Source organism: Allobosea sp. R86505 (genome assembly GCF_042466375.1).
Lineage (GTDB): Bacteria > Pseudomonadota > Alphaproteobacteria > Rhizobiales > Beijerinckiaceae > Allobosea.
In genome coordinates this window covers 4154389-4177629 of the sequence record NZ_JAXHPY010000001.1, presented here as the reverse complement: position 1 = coordinate 4177629, position 23241 = coordinate 4154389, and the positions used below count along the sequence as shown (strand labels likewise).

The window sequence follows — 23241 nt, the reverse complement described above, 5'->3', positions numbered from 1 at the left end:
AACCGTAAAGCTTGCGCGCGCTCTTAGCGCAAGGCGCCTGAACAGAGGACAACAAACCGGCATGGCGAGCGGATTTGTTTTATGCGCCGATGATTTCGCGCTGACCGACGGGGTCAGCCGCTCGATCCTGGCGCTGCTCGAGGCCGGCAGGCTCTCGGCGGCCGGCGCGATGACCAACCGCCCGCATTGGCGCGGCTTCGCGGCGGCGTTCGGCGCGCTCGCCGACAAGGCCGATCTCGGCCTGCACCTGAACCTCACCTGCGCCGCCCCGCTCGGCGCGATGCCGCGGCTGGCGCCGGGCGGCGAACTGCCCGCGCTGCGCGATCTCGCACGGGCGGCCGCCACCTCGCCGACGATCCGGCGCGAGATCGCCGCGGAGATCGCCCGGCAGCTCGACGCCTTCGAGGACGGGCTGGGCCGCCCGCCGGATTTCATCGACGGGCACCAGCATGTCCATGTCCTGCCGGGCGTGCGCCGCGCGCTGCTCGACGCCGTCTCGAAGCGCTATCGGCAGGGTAGCCTCTATCTGCGCGACCCCCATGAGTCGCCGGTCGCCATCCGCGCCCGCGGCGTCGCGGTCGGCAAGGCGCTGACCATCTCCGCCCTGGCGCTGGGCTTCGGGCGGGCGGCGGAGCGCCGCGGCTTCCCGGTCAACCGGGGGTTCGCGGGCGTCGCGCCCTTCGATCCGGCACGGGACTTCGCCGCCGATCTGCAACGTTTCCTGCTGCGGCCCGGCCCCGCGCATCTGGTGATGTGTCATCCGGGCTTCGTCGACGACGAACTCGCGCGCCTCGATCCCGTCGTGGCGACACGGCCGGTTGAGCATGCGGCGCTCATGGGTTTCGTGGCCGAGGGGCTGTCGATGGTCCGCTTTGCCGGCCTCGCCTGAGCGGCCGCGCAAGCCATTCCTTAACCAAGCGGTTGCTACACTCCGGTTGGGTTGTCTCGGTGGCCTCTGCCTCCAGTCGAGACGCATGCAGGGACTGTGCCGGCCATGATGTCGTTCAAGCGAGCGGGGACCACCGATACCGCCGCGCAGACAGCCACCCCGGCCCGTCGCTGGGGTCGCTCGCTCAGCAGCCAGATTGCGGCTGCGGCGGTGGCGATCGTGGCGATGGCCATCATGCTCGTCGTTTTCGCCGCCGCCCGCTACAACGATGCCAAGACGCGCGACGACCTCGAGCAGAAGATGAAGTCGCTGGTGCTGATGGTGGTCAACGCCTCGCCCTCGCTGATCCTGTCGCGCGACACCAATACGCTCGGCTCGATCCTGGCCTCGCTCCGCCGCGATCCCGATTTCGAGGCCGGCTTCGTCGCCGACGACCTCACCACGCTGGCGAGCGCCGGGCGCACGGAAGAGGCCCGGCTTGCCCTGACGCCGCGCGTGGTCGAGGCCCTCCTCAAACGCGACCCCTGGGAAATCCTGAAGGACACCGACTCGGTCGAGGTTGAGGACGATACCTTCGTCACCAAGCTGCATGTCGTCCGTGTCGGCGGGCACCGCAAGCAGATCGGCTATGTCGCGCTGCGTTTCGACAAGTCGCGCCTGCTCGCCCGGGCCGGCTTCGAGCAGACGGCGACCATCGCCTTCGGCATCCTGATCCTGCTTGTGCTCGGGCCGCTGCTCTGGGTCTCGCTGTCGCGGACGATGAAGCCGCTGAAGAGCATGACCCGGGCGATCGTCAGCATTTCGGACGGCCAGCTCGACACGCCGATCGATGCGATGACACGCGGCGACGAGATCGGTGCCATCGCCCATGCGCTCGGGGTTCTCAAGCTGCGACTGGCCGAGCGGGCGGCCCTGCAGGAAAAACAGCATGTCAGCGAGGCCGAGCGCCGGCTGCATCAGCAGCGTGTCGACGAGGCGATCGGCCTGTTCCGCGGCGAGGTCGGCGTCGCGCTCGAGGCCTTCAAGAGCAACGCGGACCGCATGAGCGAGGCGTCCGACGGGCTTGCTCGCGTCGCCGCCGAATCGTCGGGTCGTGCTGCGCGTGCCGCCCAGAACGCGCATGGCGCCTCCGGCAATGTCGAGAGCGCGGCCCAGGCGGCCGAGGAGATGGGCGCCGCCATTCGCGAGGTCGAATTCCAGATCCGGCGCGTGCGCACCGAGATCGTCGAGGCGGCCTCGATTTCGCGCGAGACCGCGAGTTCGGTGCGCGCGCTCGACGAGACCGCGCGGGCCATCGGTGAGGTCGTCAATCTGATCCGCGACATCGCCGCCCAGACCAACCTGCTCGCCCTCAACGCCACGATCGAGGCGGCGCGTGCCGGCGAGGCGGGGCGCGGCTTCGCCGTCGTCGCCTCGGAGGTGAAGAGCCTGGCATCCCAGACCGCCGACGCGACCGACCGCATCGTCGCGCAGGTCGGCGCCATCCAGAGCGCCACCGGACAGGTGGTCGGCTCGATCCAGACCATCGCCGACCGCATGAATGCGATCGAGAACTTCGCCAATTCGGTCGCGGTCTCGATCGAGCAGCAGGCGATCGCCACCGGGGAGATCGCCTCGGGCGTCGCGATGGCGAGTTCGTCCTCGCTCTCGGTCTCGAGCGATCTCAGCGTCCTCGCCGACTCCGTCGAGGAGACGGGGCGTTCGGCCGAGGAGGTGCGCGGCGCCGCCGGCGAGGTCGCCGCCCAGGCGCTGCGGCTGCGCACGACGGTCGACCAGTTCCTGCAGAGCGTCGCCGCCTGAGCGTCGCCGAAGCGTTTCCGATCATCTCTGCGGACACAAAAAAACGGGGCCTCGCGGCCCCGTTTCGCATCGATCCGGCGAAAGCTCAGGCCTTGGCGGCGGCGTCGTACATCTCGGCCACATACTCCCAGTTCACCAGGCTCTCGAGGAAGGCCTTGAGGTAGTCGGGACGGCGGTTGCGGTAGTCGATGTAGTAGGAGTGCTCCCAGACGTCGCAGCCGAGGATCGGGCTCGCGCCGTTGACCAGCGGGCTCTCGCCATTGGGGGTCTTCGAGACGGCGATCTTGCCGCCCTTGACCTCGAGCCAGGCCCAGCCCGAGCCGAACTGGCCGGTGCCGGCGGCAACGAAGTCTTCCTTCATCTTCTCGACCGAGCCGAAGGAATCGACGATCGCCTTCTCCAGCGCGCCGGGGATGGCGCCGCCGCCATTGGGCTTCATCCACTTCCAGAAATGGAGGTGGTTGTAGTGCTGGCCGGCATTGTTGAAGACAGCCGCATTCTTGCCGTGCGAGGCCTTGACGATCTCCTCGAGCGACTTGCCCTCGAATTCCGTGCCCTTGATCGCGTTGTTGCCGTTGTTGACATAGGCGAGGTGGTGCTTGTCGTGGTGGAACTCCAGCGTCTCCTTCGACATGAAGGGCTGCAGGGCGTCGTGGGCGTAGGGCAGGTCGGGAAGGGTGAAGGTCATGGGGGCCTCTCCGTGGCTGGCAAATCGCGTGGACTAGGAATGGCTTGCCGCCGGGCGGCCTGGGCAGGGTGGTCCCCGGTGGGGCGCCCGCCATTCGTCCCGTTAGTTAAGCCTCCGCCGCCTCTCCGGCAACCGCCGCGCCTCCGGAAGCGGGCCGCCGCGCCCTGCGCCCGGCGCCTCACTCCCGCCTGAATCGGCGCGCTTAGCGAAGATCGGAATTGAAACTCTCTCTTATTCAATACGTTACATGATGGCAGCATCGGCCGGTCGAAAATCGACCGGATCAACGAATTGACGGAATTGCTTTCGGGCACTGTGCCGAGGACGCGCCTTTGATCATTTTCTTCATCCTGCTGGGGCTCGGCTTCATCGGCGGCGGCGCGGCCGCGATCGTCGACGGCCTGCCCTACATGGTCCTCGAGCGCGGCTTCACCCAGGTCATCATCGGGACGGTGGTGGCCGTGGCGGGCGTGATCCTGCTCGCTCTCGCCTGGGTTCTCGTCGAGATGCGGCGCCTCAAGGGCAGCCTCTCCAACGCCGCGATGGCGATGTCGCTGGCCTCGATGGCGGGTGGGACGACGGCCGAGCCGGACCTTGCCGCTGCGCAGCCGCAGACTGCCGCCGCAGCCAACGGCACAGGGCTGGCCGTGCCAGGGCTTGCGGCCACCGGAGCCGTCGCGGCGGCTGGCCTGGCTGTGGCGCAGCCTGCTGCCGCCGAAACGGTTGAGACGGAGCCGGAGGTCCCGGTGCATCCGGATCTCTTCAGCGCCGAACTGTCGAGGGTGTTCGACGAGCCGGCACCGGCCTCTCCGGACGACACCCACGCGGCCGAGGAAACACGCGACGAGCTGCCTGCCCTCGACCCGTTCCGTCCGATAGGTCAGCACGCCGATGCGGAACCCGAACGTCCGGCGGTGATGACCGAACCGGTGCCCGCCATCGTTCTGCCGCCCGTTCCGGAACTGGCCTTCGAGGCCGAGGGGCCGGGCGAGGCCGAGCCGGTTCCCGAGGGGGACGCCGCCGAGACGCAGACGCAGAGCGCGCTGGAGCCGGAGCCGAGCGCGACGGACCTGCCTGCACCCGATGAGCCGACGGCCGATTCGCCGCCGCCGCCTCTGGCCTCCGATATCGACGACCCGCTCACCCCCGAGCCCCCGGCAACGCTGCGCGACGAGCGCGATGACGAGTTCGAGCGGCTGCGCGAGAGCCTGGCCGATCTGGGCCTCGGCACGCGCCCCTCGGGCGGTCGGATCGAACCCTCCTTCGAGGGCTCCGACGGGCCGGCCGCTGTCCGGCAGGACGAGATCGAGGCCGCGTCGAGCTGGATGGAGCCGGCGCTCGGCCGTCGGGTGAATTGGCCCGAGCCGCCCGAGGCCGCGGGGCTTCCGCCCGAGCGGGAGGCCGCACCGGCCGACCTGTCCGAGCCGTCCTGGCCGGTGCTCGATGCCGCCGACCGTCCCGTGCCGCCCTGGCCGCCGCAGACGAGCACTGCGCCAGAGCCGCCCCTCGACGAGGCGGAGGCCTCACCCGCCGAACCGGCGGCCTTGGAGCCGACCGACCCGACCGAGCCGGTGGAACCGGAGCCCGCGGAGCTGCCGCCCGCAGCCTCCGACGAGGGCATTGTCGGGGCCTATCAGGTCGGCGAGGCCCACTTCACCATCTATGCCGACGGCTCGATCCAGGCCCGCACCCCCGATGGGGATTACAGCTTCGCCTCGATGGACGAGCTCAAGATCTATCTCGCCAGCGAGAAGAGCCGGCTCGGCGGCTGAGCGCTGCCGCCTCCGGGTTCAGGCGTCGGCGTCGGTCTCCGGCCAGCCCTCGCCGACCACCCGGATCGCGAAGGCATAGGCCAGCGCGGTCTCCTTGAGCGAGTCGAAGCGTCCCGCCGAGCCGCCATGTCCGGCGTCCATATTGGTGTGCAGCAGCACCGGCCCGCCGCCGGTCATCGTCGCGCGCAGCCGGGCGACCCATTTCGCCGGCTCCCAATAGGTCACGCGCGGATCGGTCAGCCCCGCCATCGCCAGGATCGGCGGATAGGACTGAGCCTTGACGTTGTCATAGGGCGAATAGCTGCGGATCGTCTCGAAGGCGGCGATGTCGCGGATCGGATCGCCCCATTCGGGCCATTCCGGTGGGGTCAGCGGCAGGCTGTCGTCGAGGATGGTGTTCAGCACGTCGACGAAGGGCACTTCGGCGACGATGCCGGCGAAAAGGCGAGGGGCCATGTTCGCCACGGCCCCCATCAGCATGCCGCCGGCGCTGCCGCCCTCCGCGACGATGCGGCCGCGCGCGGTGAAGCCGCCATCGGCCAGCGCCTCGGCCGCCGCGATGAAGTCGGTGAAGGTGTTGGTCTTCTTCTCGCGCTTGCCGTCGAGATACCAGCGCCTGCCCTTGTCGGTCCCGCCGCGGACATGGGCGATCGCATAGACGAAGCCGCGATCGACGAGGCTCAGCGGTCGCGTCCGGAACGAGGCCGACATCGCCGAGCCATAGGAGCCGTAGCCGTAGAGCAGGCAGGGCGCCGAACCGTCGAGCGGCGTGTCGGCGCGATGCAGGATCGAGACCGGCACCTCCTCGCCGTCCTGGGCCCTGGCGAAGATGCGCCGCACCCGGTAGTCGGCCGGATCATGGCCGGAGGGGACCTCCTGCCGCTTCAGCAGAACGCGCACGCCGCTGGCCATGTCGTAGTCATAGGTTTCGGCGGGGCGCGCCATCGAGGCGTAGACGAAGCGCAGCGTTTCGGTCTCGAACTCGTAGCCGGCGTCGAGCCCCAGCCCATAGGCTTCCTCGTCGAAGGCGATGCTGCTCTCGGAGCCGGAGGCCATGTCGCGGATGACGATGCGCGGCAGCCCGTTCTCGCGCTCCAGCCGGATCAGGCGGCCCTGCAGGCACAGATGACTCAGGATCAGGCAGCCCGGCCGATGCGCAACGAGATCGCGCCAGTTCCCCGGGGTCGGATCGGCCACCGGCGCGGTCACGATCTTGAAGTCCTCGGCGCCGTCGGCGTTGGTGCGGATGAGCAGCGCGTCGCCGAGATGGTCGACATCGTATTCGCGGCCGACCGCCCGGGGTGCGATCGTCACGGGCACGGCGTCGGGCACGGTCAGGTCGAGCAGCCGGATCTCCGAGGTCTCGTGATCGTTGATCGAGATCAGCAGGAAGCGACCGGACTGGGTCTCGTCGATGTCGACGAACATGCCGGCATCGCTCTCCTCGTGCAGCAGCGTGTCCTGGTCGGCGCTTTCGCCCAGACGGTGGCGCAACACTCGCGACGGGCGGTGATCGGCATCGACCCCGACATAGAAGAAGGCCCGGCTGTCGGCCGCCCAGACGATCTCTCCGGTCGTGTCGGCCACGGCGTCGGGCAGGTCCTCCCCTGTGGCGAGGTCGCGCACGCGGATCCGGTGCAACTCGGAGCCCGCCTCATCCGCACTCCAGGCGAGCAGCCCGTGGTCGGGGCTGTGGGCGGCGTCGCCGAGATCGAAGAAGTCCTTGCCATCGGAGAGCTTGTCGGCATCGAGCATGATCGTCTCGCGGCCCTTGCCCGAGCGCGGCTTGCGGCAGATCAGGGGATGCTCGCCGCCCTTCCGGTAGCGCGAATAGTAGAGATAAGGCCCGTCGGGCTGCGGCACGCTGGTGTCGTCTTCCTTCAGGCGCCCGCGCATTTCCTTGACGAGTTCGCGCTGGAGCGTGCGGGTCGGCGCCATCAGCGCCTTGGCATAGGCGTTCTCGGCCTCGAGATGCCGGCGGATATCGGCGGGAAGCGCCTTGGGATCGCGAAGAACCTCTTTCCAGTTGGGCGCCCGCAACCAGTCGTAATCGTCCTGCAGCGTGACGTTGTGGACATGCGTCGTCTTGGTCCGCACCTCGGCGCGCGGCGCGCGGACCCTCTTGGCGGCGCTGGCCTTGGGGCCGGGGCGGGTGTTCGAGCGCATCGACGAGGGTTCCTTCAGACGGAGGCTTCGACAGGTAGAGAGCGGCCGCGCGACTGGCAAGATCATGCCGGCGCGGCAGATGCAGCACCGGCCGGGGCGCCGATACCATGATCATCTGGCGGCATCGCAATATTTAGAATGGATAATTCGTATTCGCGGCCGCCCGATCGCTTGCGGGTGCCTAGGTCATCGACTACAGGGAGCGTAACGGTCCGCTGCGATCACCTCTGAGTCGTGAGTGTTCGGGTGCTTTTGGTCAGGACCGCACAAGGCATTCACAGCAGTAGTGCCTTCCGCAAACGTATCATCTCGCCGACTGTATCAGGGAGTGGCGCCGCCATGGCAGACAACGAAGGATCCGATTACATCGAGCTGACGGCGGATATCGTCTCGGCCTATGTTTCGAACAACTCTGTTCCGGCGTCGGATCTGCCTGCGCTGATCAACGATGTTCACGCGGCCCTGAGCCGTGTCGTCAGCGGCGCCGCGCCTGTCGTGCCGGCCGAAGCGCCCCGTCCGGCCATCCCGGTGAAGAAGTCCATCACGGCCGATTACCTGATCTGCCTCGAGGACGGCAAGAAGTTCAAGTCGCTCAAGCGCCATCTGCGTACGCAGTACAACATGTCGCCCGAGCAGTACCGCGAGAAGTGGGGCCTGCCGCCGGACTACCCGATGGTGGCGCCGAACTATGCCGAAGCCCGCTCCCAGCTCGCCAAGAAGATGGGCCTGGGCCAGCAGCGTCGCAAGCGCCGCTGAGGCGTCTGCCCTCGGAAAGGGGGCCTCTCAGGGTTTGGAAAGCCGCCGGTTCGCCGGCGGCTTTTTTCATGTCCGGTCCCGGCTCCGGGGATAGCGCGCCCCTCGCATCGAAGACGCTTGTCATAGGAATATTTTCATGCATTGCTGATCTCAATCGCCGGCCACGGCCAGCGCCAGAGAGAGAACAAACAATGAACATGACGAGTGCTGACAGGAGTGATCCGCTGCGCCAGTCCGCCTGCGCGCGCCTGGCCGAGGTGGCGGTCGCCGCGACCGCCCATCTCCCCGCCGAGATCCTGCGGACCCCGGGGCGGGGGCACCCGCGCGTGGCGCTGGCCCGCCAGACGGCGATGTATCTCGCGCATGTCGCCTTCGGTCTGACGCTGAGCCGCGTCGGCATCTGCTTCGGCCGCGACCGCACGACCGTGCGCCATGCCTGCGCGCGGATCGAGGACGGCCGTGACGACCCCACACAGGAACTCGCCCTCTCGGCGCTCGAGGCCGGGCTGCTGGCGCTGACGACGGCTTTGGGCGCCGTCCCGAAAGAGGAGGTTCACTCGTGACGGCGCCAGAGACCAGGGAGCGCATCGAGGCGGCGGCGGCCCGGCTGCGGCGGCATCTGGCAAAGCCCGGCGCCTTCGCCCGGCTCTCGCCGCTCGGCTGCGGGCGGATCGCGCTCTACCGCGGCGGCGGTGGCGCGACGCTCGGGGCCGGCTTCGTCCCGAAGGAGGCTGCCGATGCCCTCGCCGCGCAAGGCGATGCGCTCTGGAGCGGGCAGGGGGAGGGGCGACGCCTGCATGCGCTGCAAGGGGCGCCGGATCGCCCCGCCATCGTCCCGGCCGTGATCGAACGCGACGGCCGCTCCGAGACCGTGATGCTCGACACGCGCGAAAGCCCGCTGCTGTGGCTGCATCGCCGCCCGGGCCGGGACGGCAAGCCGCAGATCTCGGACGAGGAATTCGCCGCCGGCGAGCGCTTCCGGGCCGACTGGACCCTCGCGCGGTTGATGGCACGCACCACCATGAACTGGGATGCGTCGCTGGCGCCCGACGGTCGCGGGGCCGGAAGTCGCGGGCCGGCGGCAGCCTCCGATTCCGCGCTGGCGGCGCGCCAGCGCGTCCGGCAGGCCTGCGACCGGCTCGGGCCGCAACTCTCGGGGCTGGTGATCGACGTCTGCGGCTTCCTCAAGGGGCTCGATGCGGTCGAGCGCGAGCGCGCCTGGCCGGCGCGCTCGGCCAAGGTGGTGCTGCGCCTCGCGCTTGAGGCGCTGGTTGCTCACTACGGCCTCGGCGAAACGAGGCGGCCGGCGCGGACCCGGCCATCCGTCTGGCGGGACGAGGGCGCACGACCCGCGATCATGCCCCGCCGGACGGGCTGAAGGTCCGGCAGGTCAGCCGGCCGAGGCCGCGCGGGCATCGGACTTGATCCGCTCGATCATCGAGCGGACACCGTTCGAGCGCTGCGGCGTCAGATGCGCGGCCAGCCCGAGCTTTTCATAGGTGGCGAAGGCATCGGTCGCGATGATCTCGGCGGCGGTGCGGCCGGAATAGATCGCGAGCGTCAGTGCCACCAGTCCGCGCACGATATGGGCGTCGCTGTCGCCGCGGAAGGACAGCCGCGTCTGCGGGCCCGGTCCCGCTTCGGCCTGGGATTCCAGCCAGACCTGGCTGGCACAGCCGCGTACCTTGTTGGCCTCGCTATGGGCCTCCTCCGGCAGGGGATCCAGGCCCTTGCCGAGTTCGATCAGGTAGCGGTAGCGGTCGTCCCACTCTTCGAGCAGGTCGAAATTGGCGACGATCTCGTCCAGGCTGGTGCGCATGGCCTCTCTTCGGCGTGTCGCGTGACGCCGTCAAGCGCCCCGCGGCTACCGGCCTTGCGGCGTGTCAGCGCGTCGCGTGCGCGGCTCGCAACTCCCGGCCCGTGGCCGCGGCGGCCGCCATCTCGATCAGGCGCTGGCGCGTTTCGGGGTCGAGCCCGGCGAAGATCTGGGCTGCTTCCCGCACCGCAGTCAGGCTCGACATCGCGCCCGGCGCATCGACCCGCGGCACGCTTGCGATGACCTTGCGCGCCGTCGCGGCGGCATCGTGCTCCTGCGAACGCTCGCCGTGAACGGGCGAGTGCAGCGCGATCACGCCGATCACCGCCAGACTGCGCAGGATATAGGCCATCGGAACCCCGTCTCGACAGAGGCCCACCCGAGCCTCAACCCGTCCGGAGCATAGCGCGGGGTCCGGAAAAATCGCGTCATTCGCGACGGTCAAAGGCCATGGGCGATCTTCAGCTTCCGTTCACCCTGCCGACAAACAGCACGGCGATCGCCCTGCCGTAACGTCCGTCCGGACAAGCTACTGAAAAGACAGGGAATAGACCCGTTTTTGGAGGGCGGCGCAGGGGGGCGTGCGGCTTGGCTTTAAGCCCCGCTTAAACCGCGCTGACGACAGTGGCCGCAAGCGAGCGAACCGCTCGCGGCGATCAGGCGTTGCGTTCCCCATGAAGCTGCAGGCGGTCAGGACACAGGTGGCGGCGATGGTGCACGCATCCGTGCTGCCCCATTCGCTGGAGCGCATGCGGCATGAGCGCTTCATCCTGACGCGCCTGCTCGTCGGCGCCGTCGCGCTTGGCCTGGCGCCGGCCTATCTCGCCTGGCGAGGGACGCTCGGCATGCTGGAGACTGCGATTCTCGTGGCGGCGGCCCTGCCACTGCTGGCGGTCGTCACCCTCTCGCGCACGGGTCGGCTCGACATCGCCCATTGCATCTCGGCGGCCGCGCTGGCGCTGTTCATCGCCGCACTGGCCGGAATGACCGGGGGCGCCGCGTCTCCGCTCCTGCTCTGGCTCGCCGCGGTCCCGGCGGAAGCGATGTTCTTCGGCGCGCGCCCCTATGTCGCCCGGGCCGGCGGTATCGCCGCGGTGGCCCTGATCGGCGTGATGCTGCTCAACCATGCCGGCATCTTCGCCGGACAGGCGGAGTGGTCGCGGGAGATGATGCCGGTTCTGGTCATGATCGCCATCCTGCAGGCGATGGTGGTCGCCATCGGCTTCCTGCTGCGGCGGCGCGAGGAGCTGCGCGAGCACCAAGCGGCCGACCAGAGGGCCCAGCTGCTGCTCAACCATGTCGGCGACCTCGTCACCTGGCATGATGTCAACGGTGCCGTCGTCTTCGCCAACGCGGCGGCCCGCAGCCTCGCTGGTGCCGAGCCGCGCGACCTGCACGGACGCGGCCTGTTCGAGCGCGTCCATGTCGCGGACCGCCCGCTCTTCCTGAAGGCGCTGAGTGACGCCGCCCATGGCAGCGGCTCCGCCACGGCCTGTTTCCGCACGCTGTTCATGCCGCAGGACGGCGAGCGCCAGCATCCGGTCTCGCGCTGGCTCGAGATGCAGGCCTGCCGCATCGACACCGCCGCGCCCGGCGATAGCGCCGCCGTGGTCTGCGTCACGCGCGACATCACCACCCGTCGCGCCCACGAAGAAGAGCAGGCCCGCGACCATGCCGAGGCCGTCAAGGCCAGCGACGTCAAGGGCCGCTTCCTCGCCACCGTCAGCCACGAGCTGCGCACGCCGCTCAACGCGATCATCGGCTTTTCCGAGATGCTGACCCATGAGGGCCAGCCCTGGCTCGATGCCGAGAAGCGGCTCGATTATGCGCGGATCATCCACAGCTCGGGCCATCACCTGCTCGACGTCGTCAACACCCTGCTCGACATTTCCAAGATCGAGAGCGGCACGATGACGATCGACCAGGAGCCGCTCAACCTGACGGATATGACGCGCGACTGCCTGGCGCTGATGGCGCTGCGGGCGGAGGCGGGCGGCATCGATCTCGAGCGGGTCGTCGGGCCCGACCTGCCATCGGTGCAGGGCGACCGCCGCGCCCTCAAGCAGGTCGTCATCAACCTGCTCTCCAACGCGATCAAGTTCACCCCCGCCGGCGGCCGCGTCGTGCTCGCGGTGGTGCGGGATGGCGACGTCGTCGATCTCTCCGTGTCGGATACGGGCATCGGCATCTCCGCCCAGGACCTGCCGCGCCTCGGCGATCCCTTCTTCCAGGCCAAGGGCTCCTATGACCGCGCCTATGAGGGCACGGGGCTCGGCCTCTCCGTCGTGCGGGGGCTGGTCGGCCTCCATGGCGGGCGGCTCACCATCGAGAGCGCGCCGGGCATCGGCACACGGGTGTCCGTGCGCCTGCCGGTCGGCGGCGTCGCTGACGCCTCGCAGCCGGTCCGGATCGCGACCTTCGCCCGCGCCCCGCGCCGGGGCCTCGAAAGCAAGACTCCCTTCCGTCTGACCGCCTGACAGCAGAGCCAGCCGCATGTCCACGATCGCCGCCCGCGCCCACTCCAGCGTCTCGCTCTCCGCTCCCGTTCGGCGAGCGGCGCCCTCGGCACCCCCCGCGCGCCGCAAGTCGGGCTGGCTCGGCCGTGTCGGCCGTCTGGCGCTGCGTCGCCCCGGCCGTGCCCTGATCTTCCTGCTCTTCGCCGGCGTGGCGACCGTGATCCTCGCCAACGCGCTGCTGCTGCAGCAGGCGCGACATCCCGCCCCGATGGTCACCGCGCCGTCGGGCTCGCCAGCGCCCCGCCAGGCGATGCGCTCCGCAACGCCGGCTGCCGCCGTCCCGGCTCAGCCGGCCGCGAATCCCGCCCCGGGTGTGGCGGCGCCGATCCCGCCGATGCGACCGCTAGACCTGTCGCCGTCGCCGCGCGAGGCCGTCGCCCGCCCGCCGGCGGCCGTGACCAATGTGGCGCGCACGGCGCCTGCGTCCGCTCCGGCTGCCCGCGCCAGCGCTCCCGCCCCGCGCGATCCGATCGCCGATCTGATCAACGGCGCCGACATCCGCCCGCCGGCGGAGGTGCGCGGCGTCGCGCAGGCCCGCTCGTCGAACCAGCGCCGCAGCGCCGAGAACTGAGCGGCGCGGGGGAGACGCGGCCGATGGCGCGCCTGACCAGCGATTTCTGGGTGTCGGCCTATCTGCGGCAGGCCGCGCATGACGGGCTCGTCGCGGTGCTGCGGCGACGCGGCGCGGCCGAGGCCGGAGCGATCTTCGTCAAGCTCGATCGGCTCGACCGGACCGCTGCGCTCTACGGCCCGGCGCCGCAGTCTCTCGCCGAGGATGACGGCATCCGCCGCTTCCAGCTGATCCTCGACTCCGATCCCGGCAGCGTCGAGGAGCGGGTCGCGCGCGAGCTGCGCTTCGATTCCGATCTCTGGCTGGTCGAGATCGAGAACCGCGCGGGCGATCCGAGGCTCGATCTGGTCGAGGCCTGATCGCGGGCATTGCTGGAGAGCCGGTCGCGAGGTGTGTCTCAGTTGCGCTCGCGCTTGAGGCCGATCTTGCGGAGAATCTCGCTGGTGCTGCCGGCGGGCTCCTGCCGGGCGCTCCCGGGCCGTTGCGGCGTGCCGCTGGCATCCATGGCCGGCTGATGCTGTCCCTTCCGGGCGAGTGGCGGCGTGGCGATGCCGCCGACCTGCGCGACCAGCCGCAGCGCTACGGCCGGCCGGACGCTGCGCATCAGCGCGACCACCCCGAAGATGCGCTCGACCGAATGCGCCGCCTCGTCGCCCAGGCGGATCAGGAACCGCGTCGATTCTTCGACGCTGACGCCGGCTGCGGTCAGAGCCAGCGCCGTGAGATCGCGCGAGGCATCGGCCGCCATCGCGTCCGCCAGCATGGGTCCGCCGCCGAGATGCCCGGAGACCGCCTGAAACGCACTGGCCTGGTCATCTGCCGCCATGGCGAGCCAGCCGGCGAAGATCTCGCCCGACACGGCCGGACGCCGCTCGGAGGGCGTCAGCGTCTCGAGCGCCGCCAGCGAATCGAGGATCGCCAGCCGCCGCTCGGGACCGGCCGCGAGGAAGAGGGGCGCGATGTCGATGCTCGACACGTCGCGCCGCGCCAGGAGCGGCTGGGCATAGCCGGCGTCGCGCCGTGCCCGCGCGACCAGCAGGTCGAGTGCGGCGCGGGGCAGCGCCACGGCGCCGTTCGTCATCAGCGCGAAGTCGATCGCCCGGTCCGCGCGCTCGACCAGGATCAGCACGGCGGTGGCGGTCAGGTCGCTGCGCTCCGCGAGCGCAGAAGCCAGCCGGCCGTCAGACTGGCCGGCGAAATCTTCCATCTCGGCGGGGCCCAGCGGCAGCCCGTGCCGGATCAGGGCGGCGAGGACGCCGCCGCTGCGGGCGCGCAGAGCCTCCAGAGCCGGCGCCGGCGCGTGCGGCCAGGCCGCGATCTTGCGGGCGAGAATGACGGCGGTCGCCTCGTCCACGACCGGCACCAGCGTCGCGGCCATCTCGCCGAACGCGGCGAGATCGTCGGGGGCGGGCTGGGGGGTCGACATCAGCAGATCCGCTTTCACGCGCAGCGAGACCTGGCTGAGATCGAGCCCGCCATCGCGCGCGAGGCGGGCGAGCTGGGCGATTTCGGCGGAAATGCGCGACGGCATGGGCTTCTCGGCTCGTGATTCTGGGCTCGAAGCGACAGTAATCCCCGAGGCTTTAAGAGGGCGTTAACCATGTACGGGCCTGATGTGAACCGGAGAGCGATCTCCCGCGACCCACATCCAAGGCGCCAAGGCATGGAGGCGCATCATGGCCGTCGTCATCTCCCTCGCGTCCCGGCTGCGGACGCAACCGTCGCAAGCCCGGACCGAGAGTCCGGAGTCCGCGGCGATCCTGTTCTTCACCGGCGTCCGCTACGAGCGTGAGGTCGAGCCCGTTGCCGCCGAGGCGCCCGTGCGCAGCCGGCCGCGTCCGCTCGGCGCGCCGGCGGCCGCCCGTTCCAAGCGGACGAAGAAGGCAACCCGCGCCCGGCAGCCCGCGTGACGCAGTTGGCGCGTCTCGCAGGCGGGACCGCTGCGCGGGCCGCAGCCCTGTCGCTTCTTCTCGCCACGGGGGCCTGCACCGGCGATCTCGGCCGCCCGCGGCAGGATATCATCAGCCAGGTGCTGGCACCGCAGGTCGGCTTCTGGTCAGCCACCCTGCGAGGTGAGGCCGCCTCGCATTTCCGCTTCACCGACGATGAGGAGCAACTGCGCGACCGCGCCTGGCGCTTCGTCATGCCGGGACATGAGCGCAGCGTCTTTCAGGCGCAGACGGCCGCACTGGCCCATTCGCGCATCCTGCCGGCACAGCTCCATCTGGGCTACAGGGCGGAATACTTCCAGGCCCTGACCGGCGGCTCCTTCGCCTCGCAGGCGTCGCGCTATGCCCGGCTCGCGGAGGATGCCAATGCCGATCGCCTCCTGATCGGGCCGTTCCGCGCCAACGCCATGCGCGTCGTGGCGGCGGACCGCGTGCGGATGCGGACAGCCGAAGCCTCGCCCGAGGTTGCGCCCTCGCAAATCGATCCGGCCCAGGCCCGCGTCGTCGAGAATGAGGGGCTGATCCTCTGGGTTTGCGAGCGCGTCGGCTTCCGCATCGAGAGCTATCGCTACGCGCTCGCCAATCTCGTGGTCGAGATGCCGTCGCGCGAGGCGATCCGGGCCGAGCGGGCCATCATGGCGCTGGAGGCCGAGGCCGGTCCGCTGTGCAAGATGCCGCTGATCGGCGTCTTCGGCGGCGAGGGACGCGCACCCACGGGCGAGGGCGACAAGGCGCCGGTCGTCTACAAGGGCTGACGCTCAGTCCGCCATGCCGCAGGCGACGCCGCTCGCCAGGGCCTCGGCATCGGCCCGGTCCGACGGCAGTCGCGCCAGCACGCGCACGACGATGAGGCCCTGCTCGCTGTCTGAGACGACCCGCAGCTCGCGCGCGGCTTCGCCCTCCTCATCGCGCGCGGCGCGTTCGTCGCGTTGATCCTCGGTCATCACCACGAATTCGACGACACCGCGCACGGCGGCGCGGTCGGTGATCGCGTAGACCACCCCGCCGCCCTGGCGATGGAGCGTCAGGCCGAGCGGCAGCGTGCCGACGCGGGCGACGACCCGCATCGGGCCGGCACGGAGGTCATAGCTGCAGATGGCGGTGACGGCCGCCGGATCGGCCTCGCGCGGCAGCGGCAGACCGCGCGGGTCGCCGGCGATCAACTCGGCCTGCCCGCCGGTGCCGAGCGTGCCATAGGCATGCGCGGCGTCACTGGTCGAGACGACCGGGATCATCAGGATCGTGACGATATGGACGATGCCGGCCAGCACCAGCCCGGCGACGGTCGCGAACAGCAGGCTGCGCAGCGACGCACCGAGACGGACGGTCAGCGGGATTCGTCCGGCGGCCGGGACCGTCCGTGGGGGCAGGGGCTGGTCGGCGGCGCTCATGGACAATCGACCCGGGCGATCCGCGGCAGGCTCTGCGCCCGCGTCTCGCCCGCCTGGGTGGCGATCGGCGTATCGTAGAGCCGCAGGCGGAACTGAAAACGCCCGCTCGCCGGGAGGGGGAGCCAGTCGCCGGGTTGGGGCCAGGAGGCCGCAGCGATGCGCAAGCCGCCGTCTTCTGCGCGCACCACCTCGGCATCGGTGAAGCCGCTGCGGTCGAGCGGCAGGCGGAAGGCGCGCCCGTCGGCGTCGGTGACGCTCAGCGTCCAGCCGCGCGTCGTCGGGATCTGGCCGGTGAGCCGATAGCGGCAGCGCCCGTCGAGCCCGCGTCCGTCATCGTCGCGTTCGGCGATCAGCTCGAGCCCTTCGCCCGCGCCCAGCGGCAGATGCACGCCGCGGGCGAGATAGGCGCGCAGATAGGGATCGATGTCGCGGCTGCCGCTCCGGGGCCAGGCCGCCCAGGGGCCGATCTCGACCATGCCGAGCAGAGGCCGCCCGGCCACGGCGAAATGGGCCGAGGCCAGCCCCAGCCCGGCGCCGAGCGCGATCACATAGGCCAGATGGACGACTCGCAATGCCCTGCCTTCGGAAGAGTCCGTCCGCGGCGGACGGCGCGCGAGTTGAACCAGCAGGCTGCTGCCCGTCAACAGGACGCCCGCGCGCTCAGCGGATGGCGCTGTTTGCGCCCGCCGCGGAGACGTCGCGGATGCCGACCTGCAAGGGGCGGCCGGCGCGGCGCGGCGCCTCGATCGTCTTGAACATCGCCCCCACCGCCGACAGCACCTCGAAGGATTGCCGCGGCATGTGGCCCGCCCCCGGCCCCGAACCCGCCGCGATGGCGGCCGCGGGCGCCTGGGCCTTCGCGACCGTCGCCGCCTTGGGGTCCGGCGGCGCCACGCCGGGAATCGGCTTCAGCTCGAGCCCGCGATGGGCGAACTGCATGATCTCCTTCCAGGTCATGGCCGGCAGCGAGCCGCCGGTCATGTTCGCGGTTTCCGACGAATCGTCGTTGCCGTACCAGACCGCGCCGACGAGGTTGCCGGAATAGCCGACATACCAGGCGTCCTTGTAGCCGTTGGTCGTGCCGGTCTTGCCGGCGGTGACGACGCCCTCCAGCGCGGCGCGCCGGCCCGTGCCCTCGGTGGGCACCTTCGACAGCATGAAGTTCATGTCCTGCGCCACCTGCGTGCTCAGCACGCGGGCCGCTTCCGGCTCGTCGCGGTCGTGCCGGTAGATCACCTCGCCATGCGAGTTGCGGATCTCGATCGCCGCATAGGGTCGCGCGCGCTGGCCGCCATTGGCGAAGACCGCATAGCCCGCCGCCATGTCGAGCACGGTGACCTCCGCCGCGCCGATCGGCAGCGAGACGGTGTCGGTCAGGGGCGAGTTGAGGCCCATGGCGCGGCTGGTCTCGATGATCTTCAGGCGCCCGATCCGGGCGGCGCGCGCGACATGCGTCTCGCCGGTGGCCTGGCCGAGCGCAATCGACATCTGCACGGGGATCGTGTTGATCGACTTTGCCAGCGCGACCGTCAGCGGCATCGAGCCCGCGAAGGAGCGCCCGTAATTGTTGGGGCACCAGTTGCCGATGCAGACGGGCCGGTCGGTGACCACCGTGTTGGGCTTGTAGAGCCCGGCCTGCAGCGCCGCCGCATAGACGAAGGGCTTGAAGGACGAGCCGGGCTGCCGCAGGCTCGCGGTGGCGCGGTTGAACTGGCTCGCGCCATAGTCGCGTCCGCCGACCAGCGCCCGCACCGCGCCATCCGTCTCGATCACCGCCGTCGCCGCCTGCTTGGCACGGTAGCCTGGCCCATATTGGCGCAGAATTGACTCGATGGCCTCGTCGGCCCGCCCCTGGATGGCCGGATCATGGGGGGTCTTCACCGTCAGCACGCGCTCGGGGCCGATCTTGCCGTCGTCGGCGAGCCGGCGGATCTCGTCGAAGGCCCAGTCGAGATAATAATCGGGGCTGGAATCGCGCCGCCGGTCGATCGGCGTCGCCGGGTTGCGCTTGGCGCTGTCGACCTGACCCGCCGTCATGAAACCCGCATCGACCATGGCGTTGAGCACGTCGTTGGCCCGCGCGCGCGCGGCCGGCAGGTTGACATGGGGGGCGTATTTGGTCGGCGCCTTGAACAGCCCGGCCAGCATCGCGGCCTCGGCCAGCGTCACGTCGCGCACCGATTTCCCGAAATAATACTCGGCCGCCGCCGCCACCCCGAAGGTGCCGCCGCCCATATAGGCGCGGTCGAGATAGAGCTTCAGGATCTCGTTCTTGGTCAGCCTCTGCTCCAGCCAGATCGCCAGGAAGGCTTCCTTGATCTTGCGGTCGAGCGAGCGCTCATTGGTGAGGAACAGGTTCTTGGCGAGCTGCTGCGTCAGCGAGGAGCCGCCCTGCACGACGCCGGAGGCGCGCGCATTGACCGTCACGGCGCGCAGCGTGCCGATCAGGTCGATGCCGAAATGGTCGTAGAAGCGGCGGTCCTCGGTCGCCAGAACCGCCTTGAGCAGATGGTCCGGCATCTCTTCGAGCTTCAGCGAGTCGTCGTGGCGCGCGCCGCGATGGCCGATCTCGGCGCCGTAGCGATCGAGGAAGGTGACGGCGAAGACCTGGTGCTTCAGTGCCTCCTCGCGCCCCTCGTGGAAGGACGGGATCGCCAGCGCCAGCATCAGGAAAGCGCCGGCGATGCCGACATTCAGCCCCTCGCTGGCGAACTCGGCCGCCAGACGCTGTCCGCCGGTCACGGTCAGCCGGTCCATGAAGCTGCGGATGCGTTCGTAGACCTCGCCCGCGCGTCGCGCGGCGCCCCACAGGCCGGCATCGACCCATGAGTCGACCGCCAGCGCGAAGCGCTTCAGTCGGGTCGTCCAGCCTGCCTTCCTGAACTCCATCGCCGTTCTGGCACTCCGCCGAAGGCCGCCGTCCTGATCGACGGGGCCATGGTTCCGCTACACTCCGGCCAGCCCGCCATCATAATCCCGCCGGACCGGACATACATATCGTCTTGTCGCGCCCGTGCCAGAGGCCGGACGCGAAATGCTGGGACAGCAGATTCCTTGCCACGCGGGCTGTGCCGTTTCAGGACGCCGGAGCGATACGCCGCCCGCTCGTCCGCAGATGCGTCACCGCCCGCGCTTCCATCGCGGCTGGCCGCATCGCATAAGGGACCATGGTCGACGATCCGAACCCCGACGAGCCCTTCTGGCGCACCACCCCACTCGAGGCGATGAACCGCGAGCAGTGGGAATCGCTCTGCGACGGCTGTGGCCGCTGCTGCCTCGTCAAGCTCCAGGACGAGGACACCGACGCCATCCTGGCCACGGATATCGGCTGTCGCCTCTTCGACGCCGGCACCTGCCGCTGCAAGGACTACGAGAACCGCTCAACCATCGTTCCCGATTGCGTGACGCTGACCCCCCATGACGTCCGCACGCTGCCCTGGCTGCCGCCGACCTGCGCCTACCGCCTGGTGGCCGAGGAGCGCGACCTGCCCTGGTGGCATCCGCTGGTCTCGGGCGACCCGGAGACGGTGGTCGAGGCCGGCGTGGCGGTCCGCGGCCGTGTCTATGCGAGCGAGGACGACGTGCCCGACGAGGACGTGCCGGACCGGATCGTCGCCTGGCCGCTGCGCTGGCCGAGGAAGGCGCGGGAAAAGGCGAGGGCGATGGGCCGCTGACGCCCCATGGCGCGGCCCCCGACCCTTCGGCGCATTGATTGTTCACGCGCTTTTCGGCATGACCACGCCGCGGCGCCTTTGTTGCGGTGCACGCGAACCATTCGCCGGCCGCTGCGTTCTTGCGCGGTCTGGATGATGTGAAAGGGCTGGGACGATGGCTGGCGGGAAATGGGTCTATACCTTCGGCGACGGCAAGGCCGAGGGTGAGGCGGGCATGAAGAACCTGCTCGGCGGCAAGGGCGCGAACCTCGCCGAAATGAGCAATCTGGGCCTGCCCGTGCCGCCCGGCTTCACCATCACCACCGAGGTCTGCACCTGGTATTACGACAACGGCAAGCAGTTCCCGCCGGATCTCGAGGCGCAGGCCCAGGCGGCGCTCGCCGAGATGGGCCGCCTGACGGCTAAGACCTTCGGCGACCCCGCCAATCCGCTGCTCGTTTCGGTGCGTTCGGGCGCCCGCGCCTCGATGCCGGGCATGATGGACACCGTCCTCAATCTCGGCCTCAACGACGTCACCGTCGAGGCCGTCGCCAAGGCGTCGGGCGATGCCCGTTTCGCCTGGGACAGCTATCGCCGCTTCATCACCATGTATTCGAACGTCGTGCTCGACGTCGACCACGGCCATTTCGAGGAGGCGCTCGAGGACTACAAGGAGCGCAAGGGCTACCATCTCGACACCGATCTCGGTGCCGAGGACTGGAAGGTGCTCGTCGGCAAGTACAAGGAGATCGTCCGCAAGGCGCTCGGCAGCGACTTCCCGCAGGAGCCCCACGCCCAACTCTGGGGTGCGGTCGGCGCTGTTTTCTCCTCCTGGATGAATGCCCGTGCGATCAAGTATCGCGAGCTCAACAACATCCCGGCCGCCTGGGGCACGGCGGTGAACGTCCAGTCGATGGTCTTCGGCAACATGGGCGATACCTCGGCGACCGGCGTCGCCTTCACCCGCAATCCGTCGACCGGCGAGAACGCGCTCTATGGCGAGTTCCTGGTCAATGCGCAGGGTGAGGACGTCGTCGCCGGCATCCGCACCCCGCAGGACATCACCGAGGCCGCCCGCAAGGAGGCCGGTTCCGACAAGCCCTCGATGGAAAGGGCGATGCCGGAGGCCTATGCCGAACTCTGCCGGATCTACGGGATCCTCGAAAAGCACTACCGCGACATGCAGGACATGGAGTTCACCATCCAGGAGGGCAAGCTCTGGATGCTGCAGACCCGCTCCGGCAAGCGCACCGCCAAGGCTGCGCTGCGGATCGCGGTCGAACTCGCCCAGGAGGGCCTGATCACGCAGCAGGAGGCGGTTGGCCGCGTCGAGCCCGGCGCGCTCAACCAGCTCCTGCATCCGATGATCGACCCCAAGGCCGAGCGCCGCGTGCTGACGACCGGCCTGCCGGCCTCGCCCGGCGCCGCCGCCGGCGAGATCGTCTTCAACTCGGACGAGGCCGAGAACGCCCGCAAGGCCGGCCGCAAGGTCATCCTCGTGCGCGTCGAGACTTCGCCGGAGGACATCCACGGCATGCATGCCGCCGAGGGCATCCTGACCACGCGCGGCGGCATGACCTCGCATGCGGCGGTGGTGGCCCGCGGCATGGGCAAGCCCTGCGTCTCCGGCGCCGGCCAGATCCGCGTCGACTACGCCAAGGGCACGCTCACCGTCGGCCAGACCGTGCTGAAGGCCGGCGACGTCCTCACCATCGACGGCGGCAACGGCCAGGTGCTGCTCGGCGAGGTCAAGATGCAGAAGCCGGAGCTCTCCGGCGAATTCGCGACGCTGATGGGCTGGGCCGACGCCGTCCGCCGCCTCAAGGTCCGCGCCAATGCCGAGACGCCGGACGATGCCCGCACCGCCCGTGAGTTCGGCGCCGAGGGCATCGGGCTCTGCCGCACCGAGCACATGTTCTTCGAGGCGGACCGCATCCAGTCGGTCCGCGAGATGATCCTCGCCGCCGATGACAAGGGCCGCCGCGCCGCGCTCGCCAAGCTCCTGCCGATGCAGCGCCAGGACTTCGTCCAGCTCTTCACCATCATGAGCGGCCTGCCGGTGACGATCCGCCTGCTCAACCCGCCGCTGCACGAGTTCCTGCCGCATGGCGAGGCCGAGATCGCCGCGGTCGCCCAGGCGCTGGGCGTCACGCCCGAGGCGCTGAAGCACCGCGCCGCCGAGCTGCACGAGTTCAACCCGATGCTCGGCTTCCGTGGCGTGCGCCTCGCGATCGCCTATCCCGAGATCGCCGAGATGCAGGCCCGCGCCATCTTCGAGGCGGCGGTCATCGCCGCCCGCGAGACCGGCAAGGCCGTGATCCCGGAGGTCATGGTGCCGCTCGTCATGGGCGTGGCCGAACTCAACCTCGTCAAGGCGCGCATCGACGCCATGGCCAAGGCGGTCATCGCCGAGAGCCAGGTCGAGCTGAGCTATCAGGTCGGCACCATGATCGAGCTGCCGCGCGCGGCGCTGCGCGCCGAGGAGATCGCGAAGAGCGCCGAATTCTTCTCCTTCGGCACCAACGACCTGACGCAGACGACGCTCGGCATCTCGCGCGACGACGCCGCCTCCTTCCTGGGCGCCTACACCGCCAAGGGCATCCTCGCCGCCGATCCCTTCGTCACCATCGACCAGGACGGCGTCGGCGAGCTGGTCAGGCTGGCGGCCGAGCGCGGCCGCAAGGCGCGTCCCGACATCAAGCTCGGCATCTGCGGCGAGCATGGCGGCGATCCGGCCTCGATCGGCTTCTGCGAGAGCGTCGGTCTCGACTATGTCTCGTGCTCGCCCTTCCGCGTGCCGATCGCCCGTCTTGCTGCGGCGCAGGCGGCGCTCGGCGCGGTGCGGGCGAAAGAGGGCTGAGGCGGAGGGTGTTACCCGCTCCCGCGTCGACGGATCGGGTCAGGCCGCCAGGGGGTAGGGTGCGATCAGCGTGTCGGCCGGGAGGCCCCATTCCCGGTTGAGCTTGAAAACCATGTACATGGTCAGCGCGCGCTTGCGGTTGAGGACTTCCGAGGCGCGCGACCTGGAGCCGATCAGCACCGCCAGATCGTTCTGGCTGAGCCCCCGCATCGCCATCCACTCCCGGACCATGTCGATCGGGTCTGGCGTCACGACCGGGTGATGCGCGTCTTCATAGACTTTCAGCAGCGCGGCCAGCACATCGAACCGGTCGGCTTCCGGAGTGTCTGGCTCCGGCTGGAGATCGAAGTAGGTTTCGATCTCTGCCAGCGCCCATTCGTAATCCGCTTCGGTGCGGATCGCTCGCATATCCAT

General features: G+C 69.8%; 22 protein-coding genes. 13 read left to right on the top strand and 9 right to left on the bottom strand.

The features are described 5' to 3' along the window. Positions 1-61 precede the first annotated feature (61 nt). Positions 62-889: a ChbG/HpnK family deacetylase gene (locus SJY11_RS20165; protein ID WP_376988532.1), complete on the top strand. Its 828-nt coding sequence runs from the start codon at positions 62-64 to the stop codon at positions 887-889. Positions 890-994: 105 nt separating this feature from the next. Further along, on the top strand, positions 995-2689 hold the full coding sequence (locus SJY11_RS20160; protein WP_376988531.1) for a methyl-accepting chemotaxis protein: 1695 nt from the start codon (positions 995-997) through the stop codon (positions 2687-2689). Between the two features lie 85 nt (positions 2690-2774). Here SJY11_RS20160 and SJY11_RS20155 read toward each other — a convergent pair whose 3' ends face one another. After that, a complete protein-coding gene (locus SJY11_RS20155; protein WP_376988530.1) occupies positions 2775-3377 on the bottom strand; it encodes a superoxide dismutase in 603 nt (200 codons plus the stop codon). A gap of 332 nt (positions 3378-3709) precedes the next feature. On the opposite strand from SJY11_RS20155, the gene SJY11_RS20150 reads away from it, so the two are divergent. Beyond that, positions 3710-5149 carry a hypothetical protein gene (locus SJY11_RS20150; protein WP_376988529.1) on the top strand — a complete coding sequence of 480 codons (1440 nt, stop codon included), beginning with the start codon at positions 3710-3712 and terminating at the stop codon, positions 5147-5149. Between the two features lie 18 nt (positions 5150-5167). Here the strand turns inward: SJY11_RS20150 and SJY11_RS20145 are convergent, their stop codons facing one another. Further along, entirely contained in the window at positions 5168-7315 is a 2148-nt protein-coding gene (locus SJY11_RS20145; RefSeq protein ID WP_376988528.1) for a S9 family peptidase, read from the bottom strand. A 339-nt stretch (positions 7316-7654) separates the two neighbouring features. Between SJY11_RS20145 and SJY11_RS20140 the strand changes: the two genes are divergently transcribed. The 3 genes from SJY11_RS20140 (at position 7655) to SJY11_RS20130 (ending at position 9449) form a co-directional block, all read left to right on the top strand. Continuing rightward, complete coding sequence (locus SJY11_RS20140) at positions 7655-8071, top strand: Ros/MucR family transcriptional regulator (protein ID WP_326907653.1); 417 nt, start codon at positions 7655-7657, stop codon at positions 8069-8071. A 197-nt stretch (positions 8072-8268) separates the two neighbouring features. Beyond that, on the top strand, positions 8269-8634 hold the full coding sequence (locus SJY11_RS20135; protein WP_376988527.1) for a helix-turn-helix domain-containing protein: 366 nt from the start codon (positions 8269-8271) through the stop codon (positions 8632-8634). Then, complete coding sequence (locus SJY11_RS20130; RefSeq protein ID WP_376988526.1) at positions 8631-9449, top strand: DUF6456 domain-containing protein; 819 nt, start codon at positions 8631-8633, stop codon at positions 9447-9449. The genes SJY11_RS20135 and SJY11_RS20130 overlap by 4 nt, the downstream gene beginning before the upstream one ends. A 12-nt stretch (positions 9450-9461) precedes the next feature. Here SJY11_RS20130 and SJY11_RS20125 read toward each other — a convergent pair whose 3' ends face one another. Both SJY11_RS20125 and SJY11_RS20120 read right to left on the bottom strand, forming a co-directional pair. Continuing rightward, on the bottom strand, positions 9462-9890 hold the full coding sequence (locus SJY11_RS20125; protein ID WP_376988525.1) for a SufE family protein: 429 nt from the start codon (positions 9888-9890) through the stop codon (positions 9462-9464). 64 nt (positions 9891-9954) lie between these two features. After that, complete coding sequence (locus SJY11_RS20120) at positions 9955-10239, bottom strand: hypothetical protein (RefSeq protein ID WP_376988524.1); 285 nt, start codon at positions 10237-10239, stop codon at positions 9955-9957. Between the two features lie 322 nt (positions 10240-10561). Here SJY11_RS20120 and SJY11_RS20115 point away from each other — a divergent pair, with 322 nt between their 5' ends. Genes SJY11_RS20115 through SJY11_RS20105 form a run of 3 tightly spaced genes read left to right on the top strand, consistent with a single transcriptional unit; the run spans position 10562 to position 13333 of the window. Then, positions 10562-12364, top strand: coding sequence for a PAS domain-containing sensor histidine kinase (locus tag SJY11_RS20115; RefSeq protein ID WP_376988523.1), 1803 nt, complete (start codon positions 10562-10564; stop codon positions 12362-12364). Positions 12365-12380: 16 nt separating this feature from the next. Then, a complete protein-coding gene (locus SJY11_RS20110; protein ID WP_376988522.1) occupies positions 12381-12974 on the top strand; it encodes a hypothetical protein in 594 nt (197 codons plus the stop codon). Positions 12975-12997: 23 nt separating this feature from the next. Beyond that, positions 12998-13333, top strand: coding sequence for a DUF1491 family protein (locus tag SJY11_RS20105; RefSeq protein WP_376988521.1), 336 nt, complete (start codon positions 12998-13000; stop codon positions 13331-13333). 38 nt (positions 13334-13371) lie between these two features. Here the strand turns inward: SJY11_RS20105 and SJY11_RS20100 are convergent, their stop codons facing one another. Next, positions 13372-14505, bottom strand: a complete 1134-nt coding sequence (locus SJY11_RS20100) for a hypothetical protein (protein ID WP_376988520.1) — start codon at positions 14503-14505, stop codon at positions 13372-13374. 145 nt (positions 14506-14650) lie between these two features. Between SJY11_RS20100 and SJY11_RS20095 the strand changes: the two genes are divergently transcribed. Next, positions 14651-14884, top strand: a complete 234-nt coding sequence (locus SJY11_RS20095; RefSeq protein ID WP_376988519.1) for a hypothetical protein — start codon at positions 14651-14653, stop codon at positions 14882-14884. Further along, the gene (locus tag SJY11_RS20090; protein WP_376988518.1) at positions 14881-15678 is read left to right on the top strand and encodes a hypothetical protein; all 798 of its coding nucleotides are present in this window, start codon (positions 14881-14883) and stop codon (positions 15676-15678) included. Before SJY11_RS20095 ends, SJY11_RS20090 begins: the two co-directional genes overlap by 4 nt. Positions 15679-15681: 3 nt before the next feature. On the opposite strand, the gene SJY11_RS20085 is transcribed toward SJY11_RS20090, so the two are convergent. The 3 genes from SJY11_RS20085 to SJY11_RS20075 all read right to left on the bottom strand — a co-directional run bounded on the left by SJY11_RS20085 (position 15682) and on the right by SJY11_RS20075 (position 19203). Continuing rightward, positions 15682-16314: a DUF1254 domain-containing protein gene (locus SJY11_RS20085; protein WP_376988517.1), complete on the bottom strand. Its 633-nt coding sequence runs from the start codon at positions 16312-16314 to the stop codon at positions 15682-15684. Next, positions 16311-16886, bottom strand: coding sequence for a DUF1214 domain-containing protein (locus tag SJY11_RS20080; protein ID WP_376988516.1), 576 nt, complete (start codon positions 16884-16886; stop codon positions 16311-16313). The genes SJY11_RS20085 and SJY11_RS20080 overlap by 4 nt, the downstream gene beginning before the upstream one ends. A gap of 88 nt (positions 16887-16974) precedes the next feature. Then, positions 16975-19203: a transglycosylase domain-containing protein gene (locus SJY11_RS20075; RefSeq protein ID WP_376988515.1), complete on the bottom strand. Its 2229-nt coding sequence runs from the start codon at positions 19201-19203 to the stop codon at positions 16975-16977. A 278-nt stretch (positions 19204-19481) separates the two neighbouring features. Here SJY11_RS20075 and SJY11_RS20070 point away from each other — a divergent pair, with 278 nt between their 5' ends. Then, positions 19482-19988 (top strand): YcgN family cysteine cluster protein, encoded by a 507-nt coding sequence (locus SJY11_RS20070; protein WP_376988514.1) that lies wholly within the window; start codon positions 19482-19484, stop codon positions 19986-19988. 154 nt (positions 19989-20142) lie between these two features. Further along, a complete protein-coding gene (gene ppdK, locus SJY11_RS20065) occupies positions 20143-22827 on the top strand; it encodes a pyruvate, phosphate dikinase (RefSeq protein WP_376988513.1) in 2685 nt (894 codons plus the stop codon). A gap of 39 nt (positions 22828-22866) precedes the next feature. Here the strand turns inward: ppdK and SJY11_RS20060 are convergent, their stop codons facing one another. Beyond that, positions 22867-23241, bottom strand: a complete 375-nt coding sequence (locus tag SJY11_RS20060; protein WP_376989380.1) for a helix-turn-helix domain-containing protein — start codon at positions 23239-23241, stop codon at positions 22867-22869.

Coding starts and splice junctions, on each gene's coding strand:
- SJY11_RS20165 (WP_376988532.1), top strand. CDS start 62: ATGGCGAGCGGATTTGTTTTATGCGCCGATGATTTCGCGCTGACCGAC.
- SJY11_RS20160 (WP_376988531.1), top strand. CDS start 995: ATGATGTCGTTCAAGCGAGCGGGGACCACCGATACCGCCGCGCAGACA.
- SJY11_RS20155 (WP_376988530.1), bottom strand. CDS start 3,377: ATGACCTTCACCCTTCCCGACCTGCCCTACGCCCACGACGCCCTGCAG.
- SJY11_RS20145 (WP_376988528.1), bottom strand. CDS start 7,315: ATGCGCTCGAACACCCGCCCCGGCCCCAAGGCCAGCGCCGCCAAGAGG.
- SJY11_RS20140 (WP_326907653.1), top strand. CDS start 7,655: ATGGCAGACAACGAAGGATCCGATTACATCGAGCTGACGGCGGATATC.
- SJY11_RS20135 (WP_376988527.1), top strand. CDS start 8,269: ATGACGAGTGCTGACAGGAGTGATCCGCTGCGCCAGTCCGCCTGCGCG.
- SJY11_RS20125 (WP_376988525.1), bottom strand. CDS start 9,890: ATGCGCACCAGCCTGGACGAGATCGTCGCCAATTTCGACCTGCTCGAA.
- SJY11_RS20120 (WP_376988524.1), bottom strand. CDS start 10,239: ATGGCCTATATCCTGCGCAGTCTGGCGGTGATCGGCGTGATCGCGCTG.
- SJY11_RS20115 (WP_376988523.1), top strand. CDS start 10,562: ATGAAGCTGCAGGCGGTCAGGACACAGGTGGCGGCGATGGTGCACGCA.
- SJY11_RS20110 (WP_376988522.1), top strand. CDS start 12,381: ATGTCCACGATCGCCGCCCGCGCCCACTCCAGCGTCTCGCTCTCCGCT.
- SJY11_RS20105 (WP_376988521.1), top strand. CDS start 12,998: ATGGCGCGCCTGACCAGCGATTTCTGGGTGTCGGCCTATCTGCGGCAG.
- SJY11_RS20100 (WP_376988520.1), bottom strand. CDS start 14,505: ATGCCGTCGCGCATTTCCGCCGAAATCGCCCAGCTCGCCCGCCTCGCG.
- SJY11_RS20095 (WP_376988519.1), top strand. CDS start 14,651: ATGGCCGTCGTCATCTCCCTCGCGTCCCGGCTGCGGACGCAACCGTCG.
- SJY11_RS20085 (WP_376988517.1), bottom strand. CDS start 16,314: ATGAGCGCCGCCGACCAGCCCCTGCCCCCACGGACGGTCCCGGCCGCC.
- SJY11_RS20075 (WP_376988515.1), bottom strand. CDS start 19,203: ATGGAGTTCAGGAAGGCAGGCTGGACGACCCGACTGAAGCGCTTCGCG.
- SJY11_RS20070 (WP_376988514.1), top strand. CDS start 19,482: ATGGTCGACGATCCGAACCCCGACGAGCCCTTCTGGCGCACCACCCCA.
- ppdK (WP_376988513.1), top strand. CDS start 20,143: ATGGCTGGCGGGAAATGGGTCTATACCTTCGGCGACGGCAAGGCCGAG.
- SJY11_RS20060 (WP_376989380.1), bottom strand. CDS start 23,241: ATGGATATGCGAGCGATCCGCACCGAAGCGGATTACGAATGGGCGCTG.